Source organism: Agrobacterium leguminum (assembly GCF_005144435.2).
Lineage (GTDB): Bacteria > Pseudomonadota > Alphaproteobacteria > Rhizobiales > Rhizobiaceae > Agrobacterium > Agrobacterium leguminum.
Window position 1 is genome coordinate 1,362,067 of record NZ_CP120211.1, and the last position, 21,632, is coordinate 1,383,698.

22 protein-coding genes are annotated in these 21,632 nt (G+C 61.3%); 14 read left to right on the forward strand and 8 right to left on the reverse strand.

What is annotated here, in order from left to right; translation table 11 throughout:
- The first annotated feature begins 208 nt into the window (after nt 1–208).
- The 5 genes from CFBP4996_RS06705 (at nt 209) to CFBP4996_RS06725 (ending at nt 5,523) form a co-directional block, all read left to right on the forward strand.
- A complete protein-coding gene (locus CFBP4996_RS06705) occupies nt 209–1,336 on the forward strand; it encodes an S-(hydroxymethyl)glutathione dehydrogenase/class III alcohol dehydrogenase (protein WP_080851839.1) in 1,128 nt (375 codons plus the stop codon).
- A gap of 287 nt (nt 1,337–1,623) precedes the next feature.
- Nucleotides 1,624–2,364, forward strand: a complete 741-nt coding sequence (locus CFBP4996_RS06710) for a hypothetical protein (protein WP_162935863.1) — start codon at nt 1,624–1,626, stop codon at nt 2,362–2,364.
- Between the two features lie 105 nt (nt 2,365–2,469).
- Nucleotides 2,470–2,733, forward strand: a complete 264-nt coding sequence (locus CFBP4996_RS06715) for an acyl carrier protein (protein WP_020810249.1) — start codon at nt 2,470–2,472, stop codon at nt 2,731–2,733.
- Entirely contained in the window at nt 2,730–4,262 is a 1,533-nt protein-coding gene (locus CFBP4996_RS06720; RefSeq protein WP_080851835.1) for an AMP-binding protein, read from the forward strand. The genes CFBP4996_RS06715 and CFBP4996_RS06720 overlap by 4 nt, the downstream gene beginning before the upstream one ends.
- A complete protein-coding gene (locus tag CFBP4996_RS06725) occupies nt 4,246–5,523 on the forward strand; it encodes a type III PLP-dependent enzyme (RefSeq protein ID WP_162935862.1) in 1,278 nt (425 codons plus the stop codon). Before CFBP4996_RS06720 ends, CFBP4996_RS06725 begins: the two co-directional genes overlap by 17 nt.
- Here the strand turns inward: CFBP4996_RS06725 and CFBP4996_RS06730 are convergent, their stop codons facing one another.
- The 6 genes from CFBP4996_RS06730 to coaD form a co-directional block, all read right to left on the reverse strand.
- Nucleotides 5,524–6,681 carry an aminodeoxychorismate synthase component I gene (locus CFBP4996_RS06730; RefSeq protein ID WP_080851833.1) on the reverse strand — a complete coding sequence of 386 codons (1,158 nt, stop codon included), beginning with the start codon at nt 6,679–6,681 and terminating at the stop codon, nt 5,524–5,526.
- 37 nt (nt 6,682–6,718) lie between these two features.
- Nucleotides 6,719–7,849 carry a tRNA guanosine(34) transglycosylase Tgt gene (tgt, locus tag CFBP4996_RS06735; protein WP_080834623.1) on the reverse strand — a complete coding sequence of 377 codons (1,131 nt, stop codon included), beginning with the start codon at nt 7,847–7,849 and terminating at the stop codon, nt 6,719–6,721.
- Nucleotides 7,849–8,931, reverse strand: coding sequence for a tRNA preQ1(34) S-adenosylmethionine ribosyltransferase-isomerase QueA (queA, locus tag CFBP4996_RS06740; RefSeq protein ID WP_080851832.1), 1,083 nt, complete (start codon nt 8,929–8,931; stop codon nt 7,849–7,851). The genes tgt and queA overlap by 1 nt, the downstream gene beginning before the upstream one ends.
- A gap of 243 nt (nt 8,932–9,174) precedes the next feature.
- Entirely contained in the window at nt 9,175–9,684 is a 510-nt protein-coding gene (locus CFBP4996_RS06745) for a peptidylprolyl isomerase (protein WP_020810245.1), read from the reverse strand.
- Nucleotides 9,685–9,721: 37 nt separating this feature from the next.
- Nucleotides 9,722–10,291, reverse strand: a complete 570-nt coding sequence (locus tag CFBP4996_RS06750; RefSeq protein WP_020810244.1) for a peptidylprolyl isomerase — start codon at nt 10,289–10,291, stop codon at nt 9,722–9,724.
- Nucleotides 10,292–10,320: 29 nt separating this feature from the next.
- A complete protein-coding gene (coaD, locus tag CFBP4996_RS06755; protein WP_080851830.1) occupies nt 10,321–10,815 on the reverse strand; it encodes a pantetheine-phosphate adenylyltransferase in 495 nt (164 codons plus the stop codon).
- 436 nt (nt 10,816–11,251) lie between these two features.
- Between coaD and CFBP4996_RS06760 the strand changes: the two genes are divergently transcribed.
- The 9 genes from CFBP4996_RS06760 to CFBP4996_RS06800 all read left to right on the forward strand — a co-directional run bounded on the left by CFBP4996_RS06760 (nt 11,252) and on the right by CFBP4996_RS06800 (nt 18,924).
- On the forward strand, nt 11,252–11,431 hold the full coding sequence (locus CFBP4996_RS06760; RefSeq protein ID WP_003522749.1) for a hypothetical protein: 180 nt from the start codon (nt 11,252–11,254) through the stop codon (nt 11,429–11,431).
- Between the two features lie 40 nt (nt 11,432–11,471).
- Nucleotides 11,472–11,606: a hypothetical protein gene (locus tag CFBP4996_RS06765; RefSeq protein ID WP_003522748.1), complete on the forward strand. Its 135-nt coding sequence runs from the start codon at nt 11,472–11,474 to the stop codon at nt 11,604–11,606.
- Nucleotides 11,607–11,638: 32 nt separating this feature from the next.
- Nucleotides 11,639–11,863 (forward strand): hypothetical protein, encoded by a 225-nt coding sequence (locus tag CFBP4996_RS06770; protein ID WP_162935799.1) that lies wholly within the window; start codon nt 11,639–11,641, stop codon nt 11,861–11,863.
- Nucleotides 11,864–11,909: 46 nt separating this feature from the next.
- Complete coding sequence (locus CFBP4996_RS06775; RefSeq protein ID WP_233283538.1) at nt 11,910–13,769, forward strand: peptidylprolyl isomerase; 1,860 nt, start codon at nt 11,910–11,912, stop codon at nt 13,767–13,769.
- Between the two features lie 15 nt (nt 13,770–13,784).
- The gene (gene trpD / locus CFBP4996_RS06780; protein ID WP_080851826.1) at nt 13,785–14,804 is read left to right on the forward strand and encodes an anthranilate phosphoribosyltransferase; all 1,020 of its coding nucleotides are present in this window, start codon (nt 13,785–13,787) and stop codon (nt 14,802–14,804) included.
- 10 nt (nt 14,805–14,814) lie between these two features.
- Nucleotides 14,815–15,630 (forward strand): indole-3-glycerol phosphate synthase TrpC, encoded by an 816-nt coding sequence (trpC, locus tag CFBP4996_RS06785; protein WP_080851825.1) that lies wholly within the window; start codon nt 14,815–14,817, stop codon nt 15,628–15,630.
- Between the two features lie 7 nt (nt 15,631–15,637).
- Nucleotides 15,638–16,129 (forward strand): cyclic pyranopterin monophosphate synthase MoaC, encoded by a 492-nt coding sequence (gene moaC / locus CFBP4996_RS06790; RefSeq protein ID WP_003522743.1) that lies wholly within the window; start codon nt 15,638–15,640, stop codon nt 16,127–16,129.
- Nucleotides 16,130–17,347 carry a molybdopterin molybdotransferase MoeA gene (locus CFBP4996_RS06795; protein ID WP_080851823.1) on the forward strand — a complete coding sequence of 406 codons (1,218 nt, stop codon included), beginning with the start codon at nt 16,130–16,132 and terminating at the stop codon, nt 17,345–17,347.
- Between the two features lie 506 nt (nt 17,348–17,853).
- On the forward strand, nt 17,854–18,924 hold the full coding sequence (locus CFBP4996_RS06800; protein WP_020809132.1) for a GGDEF domain-containing protein: 1,071 nt from the start codon (nt 17,854–17,856) through the stop codon (nt 18,922–18,924).
- A gap of 181 nt (nt 18,925–19,105) precedes the next feature.
- Here CFBP4996_RS06800 and CFBP4996_RS06805 read toward each other — a convergent pair whose 3' ends face one another.
- Both CFBP4996_RS06805 and CFBP4996_RS06810 read right to left on the reverse strand, forming a co-directional pair.
- A complete protein-coding gene (locus CFBP4996_RS06805; RefSeq protein WP_080851820.1) occupies nt 19,106–19,714 on the reverse strand; it encodes a pyridoxamine 5'-phosphate oxidase family protein in 609 nt (202 codons plus the stop codon).
- A gap of 54 nt (nt 19,715–19,768) precedes the next feature.
- Nucleotides 19,769–21,580: a monovalent cation:proton antiporter-2 (CPA2) family protein gene (locus tag CFBP4996_RS06810; RefSeq protein WP_080851818.1), complete on the reverse strand. Its 1,812-nt coding sequence runs from the start codon at nt 21,578–21,580 to the stop codon at nt 19,769–19,771.
- Between the last annotated feature and the right edge of the window lie 52 nt (nt 21,581–21,632).

Below are 21,632 nucleotides of genomic sequence, written 5' to 3' on the forward strand. Positions count from 1 at the left end.
TAAAAATATGAAGCAAATTCATATGCTTAGTTTATTTATTAGTAAATTAGAGCTCGCCAATAAAATCGTATGACCGCGTAACGGCAGTGTGGGGTTTGCATTCACGGTTTCTTCCGAAAACACAAACTTGGGCTCGCCCCTTGTCCCTCCAGCCAAGCTCGGGCAAAACAGCCCTGTTCAATCACAAGACAATGCCAGGAGATAAGATATGGACGTTCGCGCCGCAGTTGCCATTCAGGCCGGAAAGCCGCTTGAGGTCATGACCGTTCAACTCGAAGGCCCGCGCGCCGGCGAAGTGCTGGTTGAGGTCAAGGCGACCGGCATCTGCCATACAGACGATTTCACCCTGTCGGGCGCCGATCCGGAAGGCCTGTTCCCGGCCATTCTCGGCCATGAGGGCGCGGGCGTCGTCGTCGATGTCGGACCGGGCGTCACCTCGGTCAAGAAGGGCGACCATGTCATTCCGCTCTACACGCCGGAATGCCGCGAATGCTATTCCTGCACCTCGCGCAAGACCAATCTGTGCACCTCCATCCGCGCCACACAGGGCCAGGGCGTGATGCCGGACGGCACCTCGCGCTTCTCCATCGGCAAGGACAAGATCCATCACTATATGGGCTGCTCGACCTTCTCGAACTATACGGTTCTGCCGGAGATCGCGCTTGCCAAGATCAATCCCGACGCGCCCTTCGACAAGGTCTGCTACATCGGCTGCGGCGTGACGACCGGCATCGGTGCGGTCATCAACACCGCCAAGGTCGAGATCGGTTCCACCGCAATCGTCTTCGGTCTCGGCGGCATCGGCCTCAACGTGCTGCAGGGCCTGCGCCTTGCCGGCGCGGACATGATCATCGGCGTGGACATCAACCCCGACCGCAAGGCCTGGGGCGAGAAGTTCGGCATGACCCACTTCGTCAACCCGAAGGAAGTCGGCGACGACATCGTGCCCTATCTCGTCAACATGACGAAGCGCAATGGCGACCTGATCGGCGGCGCCGATTACACATTCGATTGCACCGGCAATACCAGGGTCATGCGTCAGGCGCTGGAAGCCTCGCATCGCGGCTGGGGCAAGTCGGTCATCATCGGCGTTGCCGGCGCCGGCCAGGAAATCTCCACGCGCCCGTTCCAGCTCGTCACCGGCCGCAACTGGATGGGCACCGCCTTTGGCGGCGCACGCGGCCGCACGGATGTGCCGAAGATCGTCGACTGGTACATGGAAGGCAAGATCCAGATCGACCCGATGATCACCCACACCATGCCGCTCGAAGACATCAACAAGGGCTTCGACCTGATGCATAAGGGCGAAAGCATTCGCGGCGTCGTGGTTTATTGATTGAACAAGACGCAGGCGGGCGCGCGTAACCGCGCGCGCCCGCCATTCATGCAAATGTGATCGCCTCCAACCCGCTGCAGCCATTGCGATTAACGGGACGGTAAATCTATCGTCGTAAGCCGATACTACGCGGTGGAGTTGAAAATCCATCCCCGCCCAGAACGACGCCAGACCTGCGGAGAGCGACCCTGAAAATCGTACCGATCGACAACGGAAACCGCGTCGCCGCCGTCGCTCTTCTGGCGAAAGGCTTCCCGGAAAAAAGCGAGGCCTTCTGGTCGCGCGGGTTGTCGCTCGTCAGCGAACATCACGAGCGGCGCGAACTCGGCGCTATCGGGCAATTGCTGATGAAGGGCGACGATGCCGCAGGCGTTCTGCTGACGATCAAAAGCCGTCTGCCGGAGACCGGCAGGATCGTCGTCAACCTGTCCAGCTGGTATGTGGAGCCTTCCTGCCGCTGGTTCGCCCCGCGCATGTTGCAGATGGCATCCTCCAATGAGGACGAAATCTTCACCGATCTCACCCCCTCTCCCGAAGCCTGCAAGCTGAATGAGAGGCTGGGCTTTGCGACGGTGACCGATTGCACGCTTTTTTATCCGCTGCCCTTTGCAGCGCTTCGCCCGGCAAGCGCACGGCTGCGCCCGCCAGGAGAGATAAAACCGGAAATACTCTCCGCCGAAATGCGCGACATGCTGGAAGACCATGCCCGTCTCGGCTGCATCGTGGCGGTTATGGAGGCGGAGAACCGCCATTACCCGCTGGTCTTCCTGAAAACCACGACCAAAAGATTGCCATCCGCGCGCCTCATCCATTGCGAAGACCGGCAGGTCGCGCAAAGGCACATATCCGCAATTGCCCGCCACCTTCTCGGCCATGGCCGGCTTGCGCTGACCATGGCGGCAATGGGCGCAGAGCGAAAGGCCGGCGGGCTTGCCGCACATAAATCTGCACCGATACAAGTAAAAGGCGCATGGAACCCACGATTTATTAACGAAGCATACTCAGAGTTGGTGTTATTGCCACCGTAGGTATTTTAGTGAGTCGTGCGCGACTTGACGGAATCTTGGCCTCTACAGAAAAAGCGCCGTTCCGGGCAGGTCATTGGGAAACACGCGGGAAATCGGAGAACGAGCATGCTTGCAGCGAAAAAGAGTGAAATCGACGTTGCCGATACCATCTATTCCTACCTCTCCAACCGTTTTCCCGCCTATGCCCCCTTTTCCGCCGACACGCTGCTTCTCGAAGGCGGCGTGATCGATTCGCTCGGCTTTCTGGAACTGATGATCTTCCTCGGCGAGGGTTTCGGCATCATTCTCGATGACGAACATTTCACGCCCGAAAATCTCGGCACGCCGGCCGATCTCATCGCCTTCGTCCTCAGGGAACGGAGGAGATGACACCCCATTTCCTGCTGCACCACCTGCTTACCGTCCGCGCGGCGAGCGACGATCAGGCCCTCGTCCACAAGGACCGATCGCTGAGTTATCGCGAATTTTCCGCAGCAGCGGCCCGTTGTGCGGCGGCATTGCAGGAAGCGGGAGCGCAACGCGGTGACCGCGTCGTCATCTATCTGCCGCGCGGCATCGAGGAATGCTGGTCGATATTTGGCGTGAGCATGGCGTCCGGCGTCTTCGTGCCGGTGAACGCATTGCTGAAGGCGCAGCAGATCCGCCATATCGTCAGGGATTGCGGCGCAAAAATCGTCATCAGCGACGCCGCTATGATGGATGAGCTGAAAGCGGCACTGGAAGACCTTCCCGACGTCACGGTCCTGCTGGCGGAAGAGATAGAGGCCCGCGCCGGCGCACCCGCCCGGCCTTCAGCGGCAATAGGGGAAGACCTGGCCGCCATTCTTTATACCTCCGGCTCCACCGGCTCGCCGAAGGGCGTGATGCTGTCGCACCGCAATCTTCTCGCCGGCGCCCGCATCGTGCGCACCTATCTGAACATCACCGGCAAAGACCGCATTCTGTCCCTCCTGCCCTTCAGCTTCGATTATGGCCTGAACCAGTTGCTGACGGCGGTGGAACAGGGCGCGGCCACGATCATCTCCACCTTCCGGCTGGGCGATGAGATCGTCCGCGATCTGCGCGACCATGCCATCACGGGTCTCGCCGGCGTGCCGACGATCTGGGCGATCCTGACGAAAGCGGCCCCGTCGCTCACAAAGACGCCTCTGCCGCATCTGCGTTACATCACCAATTCCGGCGGACGCGTGCCGCAGGAAACCGTCAAGGCGCTGCGCGAGAAGCTGCCGGATACGAAAATCTACCTGATGTATGGCCTCACGGAAGCCTTCCGCTCCACCTTCCTGCCGCCCGATGAAATCGACCGCCGCCCGACCTCCATCGGCAAGGCTATTCCCGAATGCGAAATCTTCATCGTCACCGCCGAGGGACAAAGGGCGAAGCCGGGTGAGTCTGGCATTCTTGTGCATCGCGGCCCGACCGTCTCGCTGGGTTACTGGAACCGGCCGGAGGATACGGCAAAGGTGCTGCGCCCTCACCCCTTCATTCCGGCGGCGATGGGCGGCGAGACCGTGTGTTATTCCGGCGATCTGGCGGTGGAGGACGAGGATGGTTTCTTCAGCTTCGTCGCCCGCAACGATGCGATGATCAAATCGTCGGGCTATCGCATCAGCCCGACCGAGGTTGAGGAAAGCCTGATGTCGACAGGCCTTTTCCAGCAGGTCGCCGTCATCGGCCTGCCGGACCCCTTTGCGGGCGAAAAGGTCCATGCCGTGGCGACTGCCGCCAACCAGAATATCGATGTGACGGCGGCTCTGAAGAAGGCGGCCGAAATGCTCGCCCCCTTCATGATCCCGCGCGCTATCGAACTGGTGGAACGGCTGCCGGTCACGGCCAACGGCAAGGTGGATTACCGCGCGCTGGTGCGCGAACGGACGGACAATGGCGCCAACGGATAAACCCCAGAGCCACGGCCCGGCTTTTGCAGCCGCGTTATTCGGCATAAGCGAGAACGATCTGATGATCGGCGGACTTCCCGTGCGCGACATTGTCGCCGGGACCGGAACGCCTTGCTTCCTCTATGACGCCGCCGCCATGCGCCGCGCCTATCGCGATCTCGAAACCGCGCTCGACGGTTTTGCCGATATCTATTATTCGGTGAAGGCCAACCCCCTGCCCGCCATCGTTTCGCTTTTCCGGCAGGAAGGTGCGGGTGCGGAAATCGCTTCCGTCGGCGAATACCGCGCCGCCATCAAGGCCGGTGTCGCAGCGGAAAACATCATCTTCGCCGGCCCCGGCAAAGGCATGGCCGAGTTGCGCGAAGTGATCGAGGGCGGCATCGGCGAAATCCACATCGAAAGCGCCGAGGAAATCGCCCGCATCGAGGCAATCGGCAAGCCGGTCAAGGCGTCGATCCGCATCAATCCGGTGCCGGATGCACAGGCCGGCGCGATGCGCATGGGTGGCAAGGCCACGGCCTTCGGTTTCGATGAGGAAGAGCTGGAAAATGTCCTGCCGCTCTTCAAGGACGCCCGATATATCGATCTCGTCGGCGTCCATATCTACGGCGGCACGCAGATCCTCGATGCCGACATGCTTGTCTCCCAATGGAGACACAGCATTTCCCTTGCCGCGCGCATGGCCGAGATGCTCGGCAGGCCGCTCGAAACCATCGATCTCGGCGGCGGTCTCGGCATTCCCTATTTCGCAGGCGAAACGCCGCTCGATCTTGAAAAAGTCAGCGCCGCCATTGCCGATCTCAAGGCGCTCCTGAAGGCGCATCCGCTGATAACCGACGCCCATGTCATCGTCGAACCCGGCCGTTTCCTCGCCGGTCCCGGCGGCGTCTATGTGGCGGAGGTGAATTCGGTAAAGACCTCGCGCGGCACCACCTTCGTGGTGATGGATGGCGGCATGCACCACCACCTGGCCGCCTCCGGCAATCTCGGCCAGATCGTCAAGCGCAACTACCCCATCGTCGCACCGGCCATGATGCGGGCGGAGCATGAGGAAACGGCAACCATCGTCGGCCCGCTCTGTACGCCGCTCGATACGCTCGCCCGCAATGCGGCGCTGCCGAAGCTCAAGGCCGGCGATCTCCTCGCCATCCTGCAATCGGGCGCCTATGGCGCCAGCGCCAGCCCAGCGGGTTTTCTGAGCCATGCGGCGGCGAAGGAGGTGCTGGTGGAGAATGGAGTGTTCGAGGTGATAGGGCGATAATCACCCCCGAAGCAACCTGTCCCCCACCGCGAATTTCGATTTCAGCAGACACTCGTCATACTCCGCCTCGGCAACGGAATCGAACACGATACCGCCGCCGACATTGAAGACGGCGCGGCCGTCGTCAAACAGGCTGAGCGTGCGGATCGCCACGGAGAACCGCATCTCACCACTTGGAGACATGAAGCCGATTGCGCCGCAATAGGCGTCGCGCGGCGTCGCTTCCAGCTCTCGCAGGATTTTCATCGCCCACATTTTCGGCGCGCCAGTAACGGAGCCGCAGGGAAACAGGGCGGCGAAGATATCTTCCACCGTCACGTCAGGCAGAAGTTTCGCCCGCACATGGCTGACCATCTGGTGCACGGTCGGATAGGTCTCGATATCGAACAGCCGCGGCACATCAAGGCTGCCGACTTCGGTGATGCGGGAAATATCGTTGCGCAGCAGATCGACGATCATGCGGTTTTCGGCGAGCGTCTTTTCGTCCGCCAGCATTGCGGCGACAATCGCCCGGTCTTCTTCCGCATCGGCTCCGCGCGGCGTCGTTCCCTTCATCGGATGGGTTTCGATTAAACCTTCCCCGTCGACCGAGAAGAACAGTTCCGGTGAACGCGACAGGATGACCGGGCCGCCGAGATCGACCAGCGCGCCATATTTCACCGGCTGCCGTTCGATCAGCGACCAGAAGGCCGTCAGCGGATCGCCGCTCCAGCGGGCATAAACGGGCATGGTCAGATTGCCCTGGTAACAGTCGCCGCGACGCAGATGCCCGTGCAGCCGCGCGAAACGCTGGCAATAGTCTTGAAGGCTCCATGCCGGCACGGGATCGGACAGAAACGCATCCGCATCCGGCAGATTTGCTGGGCGCGCGAACCGCCCCTCATCCGGCTGCGGGCCGGAAAAGACGCCGAAATTGAGAAACGGCACGTTGCGAGGCTCGTCCGCGAAAGGCGCAAGTTTCGGCTCGAACAGGAAACCCGCTTCGTAGGACATATAGCCGGCGAGGTATTTCCCGGCCCGGCGCAGCTCTTCCATGCGCTTCAGCGCAGCAAAAAACGACGCCGGTTCATCCGCGACGATGATCTCTTCCGGCTCGGTGAAGGCTGTCACCGTGCCGGTCGTATCATCCCGGAAAAGAACGTAAGGCGCGTGTGCCAAGGAAAGCGTCCGAAACAGGAGAAAAAGTCGGGAAGAGTCAGATGGGGTCTATATCGCCCCGCGCCCACATTTCGATGGTTTCCGCATAAAAATCGGCGAAACGGCCTTCCTCGATAGACTTGCGGATACCCTGCATCAGCTCCTGATAATAGGCAAGATTGTGCCAGGAGAGCAGCATGCCGCCCAGCGCCTCGTTGGCGCGGGTGAGATGGTGCAGATAGGCGCGGGAATAATCGCGCGAGGCCGGGCAGTTGGACTGCTCGTCAAGCGGGCGCATATCCTCGGCATGGCGGGCATTGCGGATATTGACCTTGCCGCGACGGGTAAAGGCAAGCCCGTGGCGGCCGGAACGGGTCGGCATCACGCAGTCGAACATGTCGATGCCGCGCGCCACCGATTTCAGGATGTCATCGGGCGTGCCGACGCCCATCAGGTAACGCGGTTTTTCGGTGGGCAGCACCGGCAGGGTGATATCGAGCATGCCGAGCATCACATCCTGCGGCTCGCCGACGGCAAGGCCGCCGACCGCATAGCCCTTCAGATCGAGCTGCTTCAGCCCTTCGGCGGAACGGACGCGCAGGTCCGGCTGGTCGCCGCCCTGCACGATGCCGAACATGGCCTTGCCGGGCTGATCGCCAAAGGCCACGCGGCAGCGCTCGGCCCAGCGCAGCGACATTTCCATGGCGCGCTCGATTTCCTTGCGCTCGGCCGGCAGCGCGATGCATTCATCGAGCTGCATCTGGATGTCGGAATCAAGCATGCCCTGAATTTCGATGGACCGTTCCGGCGACATATGGTGCAGCGAACCGTCCACATGGCTTTTGAAGGTCACACCCTGCTCGTCAAGCTTGCGCAGGCCGGAAAGCGACATCACCTGAAAACCGCCGCTATCGGTGAGGATCGGGTGCGGCCAGCGGATCAGCTCATGCAGGCCGCCAAGGCGGGCAACACGCTCAGGACCCGGCCGCAGCATCAGGTGATAGGTATTGCCGAGAATGATATCGGCCCCAAGCTCCCGCACCTGATCGAGATACATGGCCTTGACGGTGCCGACCGTGCCGACCGGCATGAAGGCGGGCGTGCGGATGACGCCGCGCGGCATGGCGACTTCGCCGAGGCGCGCGCCGCCGCTCGTGGCTTTCAGGGTGAAGGTGAATTTGTCGTGCATCAGTTTTTCCGGAACAACAGGCTGGAATCGCCATAGGAATAGAAGCGGTATCCGGTTTCGATGGCGTGCTTATAAGCGTCACGCATCGTTTCGAGACCGCAGAAAGCCGAAACGAGCATGAACAGCGTCGATTTCGGCAGGTGGAAATTCGTCATCAGAATATCGACCGCGCGGAAGCGATATCCCGGCGTGATGAAGATGCCGGTGGCGTCGGACCATGGGTGGACAACGCCATTCTCGTCGGCGGCACTTTCGATCAGGCGCAGCGATGTCGTGCCGACGCAAACGATCCGTCCGCCGCGCGCCTTGACGGCATTCAGCCGGTCGGCGGTTTCCTGCGACACATGGCCGACCTCGAAATGCATCTTGTGATCGTCGGTATCGTCGGACTTAACCGGAAGGAAGGTGCCTGCCCCCACGTGAAGCGTCACGAAATGCCGCTCGATGCCCACCTTGTCCAGCGCGGCAAACAGATCGGGCGTGAAATGCAGCCCGGCGGTGGGAGCGGCAACGGCTCCCTTCTCGCGGGCATAGATGGTCTGGTAATCGGTCTGGTCCTGCGCATCTTCCGGGCGTTTCGCCGCGATATAAGGCGGCAAGGGAATATGGCCGACCGAGGCGATCGCCTCGTCCAGCACAGGACCGGAGACGTCGAACAGCAGCGTGATCTCGCCCTCCTCGCCCTTCTCCTCGACGGTGGCTTCCAGATGGGCAAAGCCGCAGGCATTGTCGCGCTCGTAACCGAAACGGATGCGGTCGCCCTGCTTGATGCGCTTGCCGGGACGCGCGAAAGCTTTCCAGCGGGATTGATCGGCGCGCATGTGCAGCGTGGCCGAAACCGCCGTCTCCGGCGCACCTTCGCGCAGCCGTACACCCTCAAGCTGGGCGGGAATGACGCGGGTATCGTTGAACACCAGCGCATCGCCGGGCTTCAGGAAGGACGGCAGGTCGAAGACGCGGTGGTCTTCCATGCGGTTTTCATTCGGATCGACGACCAACAGGCGCGCGCTGTCGCGCGGGTTCGCCGGGCGCAGGGCGATATTCTCCTCGGGCAGATCGAAATCGAACAGGTCTACACGCATTGCAAGGGCTCTCGAAAATATCAAAACCCGCCCTGCATTGCATGGGGCGGGTGGAAGGTGGTGACAAGGCTTCCTCTAACGAGGCGTCATCCTCGGGCTTGTCCCGAGGATCTAACGATCCACATCGTCAACGTGGTTGGATCCTCGGGACAAGCCCGAGGATGACGACGGAGAGGTTCTGACACCTTCTCAACATTCGAACCGCCCCGCAGTCGCCTGCGGGGCGGCTTGATTCTTTACCCCTCAGGCCGCAGAAGCGAGCTTGATGGAAACGATCGAATCCGGGTCCTTCACCGGCTCGCCGCGCTTGACCTTGTCGATGGCTTCCATGCCTTCGATGACCTGGCCCCAGACGGTGTACTGCTTGTTGAGCCACGGAGAATCCGTGAAGCAGATGAAGAACTGCGAGTTGGCGGAGTTCGGGTTCTGCGAACGGGCCATGGAGCAGGTGCCGCGCACGTGCGGAATGGCGGAGAACTCGGCCTTCAGGTCCGGCTTGTCGGAGCCGCCCATGCCGGCGCGGGCCGGGTTGAAGCTTTCCGCACCCTTCTTGCCGAACTTCACGTCGCCCGTCTGGGCCATGAAGTCTTCGATGACGCGGTGGAAAACGACGCCATCGTAAGCGCCTTCCGATACGAGTTCCTTGATGCGGGCGACGTGGCCCGGAGCAACTTCCGGCAGCAGCTGGATCACGACCTTGCCGGTCGTCGTTTCCATGATGATGGTGTTTTCCGGATCCTTGATCTCGGCCATGACTATTCTCCTCTGTTCGGGCTCCATTGCCCTTACCTTACTTTTTGCCGACGGTGACCTTGATCATCCGGTCGGGGTTGGAAACTTCGCCGTTGCCGCCGGCGCCGCGCTTGATCTTGTCCACGGCTTCCATGCCGGACACGACCTTGCCGACCACGGTATATTGGCCGTTCAGGAACGGACCGTCGGCAAACATGATGAAGAACTGCGAATTGGCGGAATTCGGATCCTGCGAGCGGGCCATGCCGACCACGCCGCGCGTGAAGGGAACCTTGGAGAATTCGGCCGGAATATCCGGCAGATCGGAACCGCCGGTGCCAGCGCGCTGGGCGCTGAAGCCCTTCTCCATGTTGCCATACTGCACGTCGCCGGTCTGCGCCATGAAGCCGTCGATGACGCGGTGGAAGGCGACATTGTCATAAGCACCCTTCTTGGCCAGCGCTTCGATCTGCGCCACGTGCTTCGGCGCGACATCCGGCATCAGTTCGATGACAACGGGGCCGTCCTTCAGCTGCACGGTCAGGAGTTCGGCGGCGGAAGCGAAGGTGCTGGCGGCAAGCGCGCCTGCAAACATGGCGCCGGCAAAGGCAAATCGAACGAGTTTCATCGGATTGGCTCCAGAATGTGGGGCTGAAGTCAGCGCTTCAGCTTGGCGTTGAGGGCTTCAAGCACGGCTTTCGGCACGAAGGCGTCGACATTGCCGCCCATGGCGGCGATCTGCCGGACCAATGTGGCTGTAATGGGTCGCGACGAGGTGCCGGCGGGCAGGAATACGGTCTGGATATCGGGCGCCATCTGGCGGTTCATCCCGGCCATCTGCATTTCATAATCGAGATCGGTGCCGTCGCGCAGGCCGCGCAACAGAAGGCGCGCGCCGTGCTGGCGGGCGGCATCGACAACAAGATTGTCGAAAGAGACGACTTCCATGCGCGCCGCTTCGCCCGGCAGATGTTCGGCAAGCGCCCGCTTTATCAGCCCTGCCCGCTCCTCGAAGCTGAACAGCGGCGCTTTTCCGGGATGAATGCCGACCGCAACGATGACTTTCGACGCCACGTTCAGCGCCTGGAGAAGCACATCCAGATGTCCGTTGGTCATCGGATCGAAGGATCCTGGATAAAAGGCAATCGTCATATCGCTCTCAGGTGGTGGGCGCGTCTCGACGCTTCAGCATATGTGCCGCCTTTTGTCATGGAGAGGCACGCGGCGCAAGACTTTATAACCACCCCTCACAAGCGCGGCTGCGGCGTGAACCGCGGATGAATGGGCCGTTCAGTGCGGTTTCACAGCTATTTTGTCTAAATGCACGGCATCGGGAAACCGAAACGCCCCTCACTCGTTAAGCATCCGGAGAATTGAAAATGCTGGCCTTCATGATCGTCCTTTCGATCATCGCTTCATTCGCAGCCGAGTATCTTTTTCTCGAATGACGACATCAGCCAGTTTCCTGAACGCCAGATGAACGAGCCATTCAAGGAAGTTTCACAGGCGCGATGCTAATCGATTTTTACGGTTGACGCGGAACATGTCGAGACATGGCGCGTTAAGAAAGAACCAAAGGAACGGACAGATGTTTATAAGAGAAAAACAGTCTACTTCGGCGAAAATCAGCGTGATCAGCACAGCCTGGACAGTACTGGTTATCGCAATGGTAGCAACGACGTTTAGCCTTTATGAACAGAAGCCTGAAAAGCTGGGCCCGGACTATCCGCAGCTGACCGCCCGTTATCAGTATATGAATTACTACTGATAGCGGAGAGAATTTTCTCGAAACTCCCGGAGACCATATCATGTTCACATTTCTGACAATGCTTCTTGCCCTGATCAGCGTTATGTTCGTGACATCGATGGTCTCCGTGGTCGCCGAGATGCGACGTGAAGACGAGGAATTCAAGGCGATGATCCGGCGCGACCGCGCCTTCTGAGCGCGACGGGCCGGGCAGACGGCCGCTTAAAAGTGATTCTTTTCAACCGCCTGGACCTTCCGGGCGGTTTTATTTTGCGCCTCGCGGGGGGCGATGGGGCGAAGACGATGGCGGAAAATCCCGCCTCCAATCACACAAGCGTTTTCAAAACCCCGTTTTTCCAAGGCAAATTCCCTTCAATTTCCGTTTGGATTGATTTAAGGAACGCCGATACGTTGCGGGCCGGACAGCCGGCGACCGCGATGACGTTCCTGTGAGGTTTGCATAACGATGCTCGATTCCCTGAGAAATGCTTCTCGAACCATGGCAGCCAAGCTGCTGCTTCTCCTGCTTGTTGTCTCTTTTGGCATCTGGGGCGTTTCCGCATCGCTTGTCACCGCCAATTCCCACGCCGTCATGACGGTGGGCGACCAGACGGTCAGCCCGGAGGAATTCCGCCTCGCCTATCAGCGCCAGATTTCCGATCTCAGCCGCCAGTTCGGCACAAGGCTGACGACCGAGCAGGCCAAGGCCTTCGGCATCGACCGTCAGGTCTTCAGTCAGCTTGCGGCCGGTGCAGCGCTTGATGAGCTGGCCTCAAGGATGAATCTCGGCCTTTCGGAAAACCGCCTCGCCAATCTCATTGCCGAAGACCCTGCCTTCAAGGCGGTCAACGGCCAGTTCGACCGCAATCTCTTCAGCGAACGCCTGCGCAATTCCGGCTTCCGCGAGGATGACTATATCAAGGAACGCAGCAAGGTCGCCGTCCGCAGCCAGATCGTCGAAGCCGTTTCCGACGGTTTTGCCGCGCCGCAGGTGCTGGTGGATGCGCTGAAGCAATATCGCAACGAGCAGCGCGCCGTCGATTACGTCATTCTTTCGAACGCCGTCATTCCGCCGGTCAAGGCGCCGGGCGACGACGTGCTTGCCCCCTGGTTCGAAACCAACAAGACGAAATATCGCGCGCCCGAGTTCCGCAAGTTCACCTATGTGAAGCTTGAGCCGTCCGATATCGCCGATCAGGCCGCCGTCACCGACGCCCAGATCGCCGATTATTATAACAGCCACAAGGATAGCTTCCGCACCGCCGGCCGTCGCACGGTGGAGCAGTTGACCTTCCCTGAAAAGGAAATGGCGGAGGCCGCCGCCGAGCAGATCCGCCTCGGCAACACCACCTATGACCAGGTGGTGAAGGATCAGGGCAAGACCGCCTCCGACGTCACCCTCGGCGAATTCACCAAGGATACCATCCCCGACCAGTCGATTGCCGACGCCGCTTTCGCCATACAGAAGGATGGCGGCGTATCGCCGGTGGTCCAGGGTTCCTTCGGCCCGGTTCTCCTGCGCGTCACCGGCATCAAGCCGGAAACGACCCGCACGCTGGAAGAGGCGAAGGAAGATATCCGCAAGGACCTCGCCACCGCCGCCGCGGCGGAAGAAATCACCAATGTTCACGACCGTTACGAGGATCTGCGCGCCGGCGGTTCTTCGCTCGCCGATGCGGCAACGCAGCTGAACCTGAAACCCGTCACCATCGCCGCCATCGACGCTTCCGGCCTCGATGAAAAGGGCGATTCGGTTCAGGGCCTGCCCTCCCCGCAGCTCGCGCAGGAGGTCTTCAAGACCGAACCCGGCACGGAAGCGCTGCCGATCAATCTCGGCCGTGAAGGCTACATCTGGTTCGATGTCGACCAGATCATCGCGGCCCGCGACCGCACACTTGCTGAAGTTCGCGACGATGTCGTGGCCGACTGGACGGCGGAGCAGCAGCGCAACGCGCTTGCCGCCAAGGCCGAGGAACTGAAGGCGCGCGTCGAAAAGGGCGACACGCTGGAAGCCGTGGCCGGTGAGCTGAGCCTTGCCGTCGAACAGAAATCCGGCCTGCGCCGCAACAGCGAAGACGCTATTTTCGGCCAGCAGACCATTGCGGCGGTCTTCTCCGGCGCGGAGGGCAAGGTGGGCACGGCGGCCGATGCCGACGGTTCCAGCCGTATCCTCTTCAAGGTCACCTCGGTCGACACCAATGCGCCTGCCGACGCGCTCGCCAATGACGACCAGCAGTTCGCCGCCATTGCCCGCGCGGCCGGCGACGACATGCTGGACCAGATGGTCAACCGCCTGCAGAATGACTATGGTGTCACCATCAATCAGGCCCTCGCCGATCAGGCGATGGTCGGCTTCTAACCCGGGGGCGACAAGATGGCCGAACTGAAGCCGCTGATCGCCAAGGTCGCCAATGGAGAAAGCCTGAACCGCGAGGAATCGCGGGCGGCTTTCGACATTCTGATGTCGGGCGAAGCCACGCCGTCGCAGATCGGCGGTTTCCTGATGGCGCTGCGCGTGCGCGGCGAGACGGTGGACGAAATCGTCGGCGCCGTCTCCTCCATGCGTTCCCGCATGCTGCCGGTTTCGGCCCCCGCCAATGCCATCGATATCGTCGGCACCGGCGGTGACGGCATCGGCACCTATAATATCTCGACGCTCGCTTCGATCATCGTCGCCGGCACCGGCCTGCCGGTCGCCAAGCACGGGAACCGGGCGCTGAGCTCCAAATCCGGCACGGCGGATGCGCTCTCCGCGCTCGGCGTAAAGCTCGATATCGGTCCTGAACTCATCGCCCGCTGCATCAGCGAGGCGGGTCTCGGCTTCATGTTCGCGCAGCTTCACCATTCGGCCATGCGCCATGTCGGCCCAAGCCGCGTCGAACTCGGCACGCGCACGATCTTCAACCTGCTCGGCCCCCTCTCCAACCCGGCCGGCGCCAAACGGCAATTGCTCGGCGTCTTTTCGCCGCGCTGGCTGGTGCCGCTTGCCGAAGTGCTGCGCGATCTGGGTTCGGAAAGCATCTGGGTCGTGCATGGCGACGGCATGGACGAGGTGACAACCACGGGCGTTACCCATGTCGCGGCACTGGAAAATGGCAAGATCCGCACCTTCGACCTGACGCCGAAGGATTTCGGTGTCGAGCCCGCTTCCATGGAAGATTTGAAGGGCGGCGACGGCATTGCCAATGCGGCGGCGCTGCGCGAGGTCCTGTCCGGCAAGCGCAACGCCTATCGCGACGTGTCGCTGTGCAACGCGGCCGCAGCACTGGTTATCGCCGGCAGGGCGGAAACACTGTCTCAGGCGATGGCGATCGTCAGCGAGGCGCTGGATAGCGGCAAGGCCGCAGCCGCGCTCGACCGTCTGGTTGCCGTGTCCAACGAGGATCAGGAATGAGAGCGAGATCATGAGCGACATTCTGAAAAAGATCGAGATTTACAAGCGCGAGGAAATCGCCGCCGCCAAGGCGAAGGTTTCGCTGGCCGACCTGAAGGCCATGGCCGCAGGCCAAAGCGCGCCGCGCGGTTTCTACAGGGCGCTCCGGGCAAAGCAGGCCGAAGGCAAGTTCGGCCTGATCGCCGAAATCAAGAAGGCCAGCCCCTCCAAGGGCCTCATCCGTCCGGATTTCGATCCGCCGGCGCTGGCCGCCGCCTATGAAGCCGGTGGCGCCGCCTGTCTTTCGGTGCTGACGGATAGCCCAAGCTTTCAGGGCGCCCCGGAATTCCTGACCGCCGCCCGCAATGCCTGCGCCCTGCCGGCGCTGCGCAAGGATTTCATGTTCGAGACCTATCAGGTGCATGAGGCCCGCGCCTGGGGCGCGGACTGCATTCTCCTCATCATGGCCTCGCTTTCCGACGACGAGGCGAAACGCCTTGAAGACGAGGCTTTCGCGCTCGGCATGGATGTGCTGGTGGAAGTGCACGATGAGGAAGAAACGGAACGGGCGCTGAAGCTCGCCTCGCCGCTTCTCGGCATCAACAACCGCAACCTGCGCACCTTCGAGGTCAGCCTCGAAACCAGCGAGAAGCTCGCAGGCCTCGTGCCGACGGAAAAGCTGCTGGTCGGCGAAAGCGGCATCTTCACCTTCGAGGATTGCCAGCGTCTCGAAAAAAGCGGCATCGGCACCTTCCTCGTTGGCGAAAGCCTGATGCGCAAGGACGATGTGACGGCGGCCACCAAAGCCCTTCTGACCGGCCAATCCGGCATTCTGGCCGCGGAATAATGCACCGATGAGCGAGGCGGGAAAGCTCACCCATATCGATGCTGGCGGCGAAGCGCATATGGTCGATGTCGGCGACAAGGCCGAGACCGTCCGTGTCGCCGTCGCCGAAGGCTTCGTGAAAATGAAGCCGGAAACGCTGGCGCTCATCCGCGAGGGCAACGCCAGGAAGGGCGATGTCATCGGCACCGCACGCCTCGCCGGCATCATGGCCGCCAAACAGACGGCAAATCTTATCCCGCTCTGCCATCCGCTGATGCTGACCAAGGTGGCGGTGGACATTGCCGAAGACGCCGCCCTGCCCGGCCTGCGGGTCGAAGCGCTGGTGAAACTGTCCGGCAAGACCGGCGTGGAAATGGAAGCGCTGACCGCCGTATCCATCGCCTGCCTGACGATCTACGACATGGCCAAGGCCGCCGACAAGGCGATGGAAATCGTCAATATCCGCCTTCTGGAAAAGAGCGGCGGCAAATCCGGCGATTTCCGGCGACAGGAGACTTGAATGAAACCGCTGCTGCCCGTGGATGAGGCCATGAGACGCCTTCTGGAAGCAGCGGTTCCGGTGACCGAAAGCGAAACCCTGCCGCTCGCCGAATGCGATGGCCGGGTTCTCTCGGCCGATCTCATTGCACGCCTCACCCAGCCCCCCTTCGATGCCTCGGCCATGGACGGTTATGCGCTGCGCAGCGCCGATGCGGCGGAGATCGGCTCGGTCCTCACCGTCATCGGTCAGGCCGCCGCCGGCCATGCCTTTACCGGCACGGTGGGTGAAGGCCAGGCCGTGCGCATCTTCACCGGCGCGCCCGTGCCGCAGGGTGCGGATACCATTCTCATTCAGGAAGATGCCGAAGTGCTGGAGGGCGGGAAAATCCGCACCGCCTTCGACGTCACCGCGGGGCGACATATCCGCCCGCGCGGACAGGATTTTACCGAAGGCGAAGCGGCCCTCACGGCCGGGCGGGAACTCGGTTTCACCGACCTGACGCTCGCGGCGGCGATGAACCATGCCGCGCTCACCGTCTATCGCAGGCCGCGCATCGCCATCCTCGCCACCGGCGATGAGTTGCTGCCGCCGGGAAGCGCGCCACAGCCCGCCCAGATCATCGCCTCCAATACCTTCGGCGTCGCAGCCCTCGCCCGGCAGGCCGGTGCCGAGGTTCTCGATCTCGGCATCATCGCCGATGATGACAGGCTGATCCGCGCCGCCATCGGCAAGGCGGTCGCGGCGAAGGTCGATGTGCTGGTGACGCTCGGCGGCGCCTCCGTCGGCGACCACGACCTCGTGCAGGCCGCCTTGAAGGCGGAAGGCATGCAGCTCGATTTCTGGCGCATCGCCATGCGTCCGGGAAAACCGCTGATGGTCGGGTCCATCGGCGCCATGCAGGTTCTGGGCCTGCCCGGAAACCCGGTTGCCAGCCTCGTCTGCGGCCTGCTGTTCCTCGAACCGCTGCTCCGCAGCATCGCCCGCCGCGCGCCGCTGCAACGCACGACGACCGCCCGCACCGCCACGCCGTTGAAAGCGAATGATCACCGGCAGGATTATCTGCGCGCCCGTTTCAGCACGGACGAAAACGGCCTGCTGGTGGCGGAAGCCCATGCGAAGCAGGATTCATCGATGATGAAGATATTGGCCCATTCCGACGGGCTGATCGTGCGCCCGCCAAATGCGCCGGCGGCGGCGGCTGGGGCGGAATGCCCGGTCATCAGGCTGAGATCCTGACACGCAGGCGATACGGCCGGACCTGCGGCCGGCAGCATAACTCGCCTCTTCCTGAACCTTACCGAATGGTTGCCGCGCCGTCACAAAACGGCACCGCCACGTGCCGCATGGCACGGAAACCGAAGATAAGACTGTAACATTCCTGTATCCCGACACGAATGATAAAAAAAACCGCCTATAGGCGGGATTTCCACGAATTCAAAAACCACCATGCCTTTCCGCCGCGGGATTATTTCTCCATATTGTTGTGCCAAAATAAATCACACGAATCCCGTTATTGGGATTGACAGAATAAATGCGATGCTGTCACCAAGGCGAATAGTAGAGGGAAAAAGTTCCGGAATTCTTCAAAATGAAAATTACTTATATTTATCAATTAAATAAAATAAAAAGTGACGAAAATGAAGTTTCCGGGCACAAAAATTAGTTTCCCATAAATTAAGCTTTCCAAAACGAGCTTCATAATAATAATCATAGTCGATAAGCAGACTCACTGGAGTTTCTTGATGAACACGGCATCCACGCCCAAAACCACGGGGCCCGACATTGCCGGGCAGATTGCCTATGCCATGCGGAGCATGGGTGTTTCGCCGATCCCGCGTAACTACAGCCTCTTTTACGAAGCCTATATCGGTTCGAACCCTGCCCTGACGAAGGATCTGGCCGCGCTTGGAAACCGGGTCACGCAGGAGGATCTGGACGAGCTGTCCTCGCGTTACGGGGAAGGCAATCCCGCCCGGTCCATCGACGATGCGCATGAGAAGCTCAGGCGCGAACTGGAGGGCCTTCTGGGCACACTGAGGCGCGAACAATCCTCCATCGAAAACTACAACAGGATTCTCGGCGAAACGCGCCAGCGCATCGATGACAAGAATGCCGCCAGCAGCAATATTCTGAGGAATGCGATTTCGCTGCTGGCCGAGGCCACCGGCTCGAAGATCATCGACGGCGAAAAGGCCTTCAACGATGTCAACCGCCATGCCGAGGAAATGCATCAGGTGCGTCTGGAGCTGGATGAGTACAAGCGCATCGCCAATACGGATTCGCTGACGCGCCTGTCCAACCGGCGCGCCTTCGACGACCGGCTGGCATCCGTCTATGACAGCTCCATCGGCCTGCAATATACCACGCTCGTCCTGCTCGATATCGATCATTTCAAGCGGATCAACGACACTTTCGGCCATCCGGTCGGCGACAAGATTCTCGCCACCGTCGCCTCGGTCATCCGCGCCAATGTCCGCAAGGATGGTTTCGTCGCCAGAAGCGGCGGCGAGGAATTCGCCATCATTCTGGACGGCAATACGCCGGAAGAGGTGATGGTGATGTGCGAGCGCATCCGCCTGTCGCTGGAAAGCACGCCCTTCCGCAATTCGAGATCGGGCGCCGACTACGGCACGGTGACGATCTCCCTCGGTTTCGCTTCAGCCGCGCAGGCCACCAACCCGAGCGAGCTTTACGGCCATGCGGATACGGCGCTCTACCACGCCAAGGAAACCGGCCGGAACCGCTCCGTCTATTACGAGGACGGCATGCAGAAGAACTATACCGGCAAGAACTGGCTGATCTATCGGACGTGAAGCAAATTGCGCCAATTTGGGCGCATTAAAAACACGGCGCTCTCCCCACCCTCATTCCTGTGCTTGTCACAGGAATCCAGCCAGCCCAAGTCCTTGGGCTGAAAGGATTCTCCCGCCGCGCGGACGCGCGTCGACTGGATTCCTGTGACAAGCACAGGAATGAGGGCGGGAGGGGGAAGCCTCACCACATGGTCTTCGCCGCCCGCGCCGCCCATTCCCGGTCATAGGTCTCCTGATCGAATTCCGCCTTGGCCGCCTTGAGCAGAAGACCGGGTGTCGGAAGCGAGGCCGGGTCGACGAAATTATCGGCGTTCCACAATTCCGAGCGCATCAGCGCCCGGGCGCACTGGAAATAGACTTCATCGATTGTCACCACGATGACGGTGCGCGGATGTTTGCCATCCATCTCGAAGCTCTCCAGCAGATCGGGATCGACGGAGACCACGGCGCGGCCGTTGATGCGCATCGTCGTATTCGAGCCGGGTATCAGGAACATCAGCGCCACGCGCGGATCGCGCACGATGTTCAGAAGCGAATCGACGCGGTTATTGCCGCGCCAGTCCGGCAAAAGCACGGTCCTCTCATCGGCCACCCGGACCACGCCGCCCTTGTCGCCGCGCGGCGAACAGTCCATGCCTTCCGGTCCGACCGTCGCCAGCGCCAGGAAGGGCGAAGTCTCGATCATCAGCCGGTATTCGGCCGTCAGCGTCGCTGTCACCTTGGCGATCGATGCCTCACTCGTGCTGTCATAGATGGCCTTCAATTCCTCAACCGTGCGAATGATCGTCATGTCCGTTCCTATCCCTGCCAATTCCCTCTGTCGCCGCCGAAAGACCGGGGCGTCCTATTCCTCTGCCGCTTCCGCCTTTTCCCGCTCGGCCCGCTCGCGCGCGGTGCGGGCGGCAACGAGATCGGCCGGCTGGGCGTTGCCGCGGATCAGCGAACGGCCGGCATAAATGCCACCGACGACTTCCATGGCGAAACGTTCCTCGTCGCGGTCGCGGAATTCTTCCACCAGACGCGCGGCGTCTTCCCGCTCCTCGCCCATGGCGCCGAGCACTTCCTCGCTGAAATTCAGCGCCGATTCCAGCGTTTCGCGGATCTGGTAATCGACGCCCGCCTTCAGCAGATCGATGGCATGGCCGCGGTCGTAAGCACGGGCGAGAACCGGAACCAGCGGGAATTCGTGCTTGACGATCTCCGCGATCCTGACGGCCGCCTCCTTGTCGTCGACGCAGATGAGAACCGCGCGCGACGTGCCCGCACCGGCGGCATGCAGGATTTCCGCCCGCGAGCCGTCGCCATAATAGACCTTGAAACCGAATTCCGCCGCTTCACGCACAAAGTCGGCATCCTTGTCGATCAGCGACAGAGTGTAGCCCCGCGCCAGAAGCGGCTGGCTGACGATCTGGCCGAAACGTCCGAAGCCGATCAGGAGAATGCTGCCCTCGACATTTTCAGGCACGTCGAGATCGTCGGTATTTGGAACCGCCGCCGGCACCAGCCGGTCATGCAGGATGACCATCAGCGGCGTCAGCACCATGGAGATGATGATGGTCGCCGTCAGTATGGCGTTCGCCTCCCGGTCGAGAATGCCGGCGCTGACGGCGGCAGAATAAAGCACGAAGGCGAATTCGCCGCCCTGCGCCATCAGCACCGCCCGTTCCAGGCTTTCGCGCCGGGTGGTGCCGAGCGCCCGCGCCACGCCATAAATCAGGAAGGCCTTGAGCAGCATGTAGCCCGCGACGCTGATGACCACGAGCTGCCAGTTGGAGGCGATGACGGCAAGATCGATCGCCATGCCGACGCCGAGGAAAAACAGGCCGAGCAGGATGCCGCGAAACGGCTCGATATCCGCTTCCAGCTGATGGCGGAAGGAGGATTCCGACAGCAGCACGCCGGCTAGAAAGGCGCCCATGGCCATGGAAAGACCGCTGACCTGCATCAGAAGCGCCGAACCCAGCACCACCAGCAACGCCGCGGCCGTCATCACCTCCCGCGCGCCGGAAGCCGCGAGCAGGCGAAAGAACGGGTTGAGAAGATAACGCCCGGCAAGAATGAGCGCACCGACGGCGGCAAGCGCGATGCCGACGGAAGCCCAGCGCTCCGACGCCGTGACATGTTCGCCGCCCGAACCGAGGAAGGCGACAAGCGCCAGCAGCGGCACGATGGCCAGATCCTCGAACAGCAGGATGGCGATGATGCGCTGGCCTTTCAGGCTCGACATGCTGTTGCGCTCCTGCAGCATCTGCATGACGATCGCCGTCGATGTCAGCACGAAACCGGTGCCGGCGACGAAGGACATGATGACGGGAAAACCGAGACCGACCCCGATCAATGTCAGGCCCGCCATGCAGACCAGCACCTGCAGCGCCCCCAGCCCGAAAATATCCTGCCGCATCGACCACAGCCGCGACGGCTGCATTTCAAGGCCGATGATGAACAGGAACATCACCACGCCGAGTTCCGCTATATGCAGAATGGCCTGCGAATCGGAGAAAAAACCGAGACCGTAAGGCCCGATCACCAGGCCGGCGGCCAGATAGCCGAGCACCGAACCGAGGCCGATGCGCTTGAAGATCGGCGCAGCGACAACGCCTGCCGCCAGCAACACGACCACCTGGGCCAGATCATTTCCGTTCGCTTCTACAGCCACACGCCACCCCGCTGAAATTCGATAAGACGAGGGTGTTCCCTCCCTCACTTCC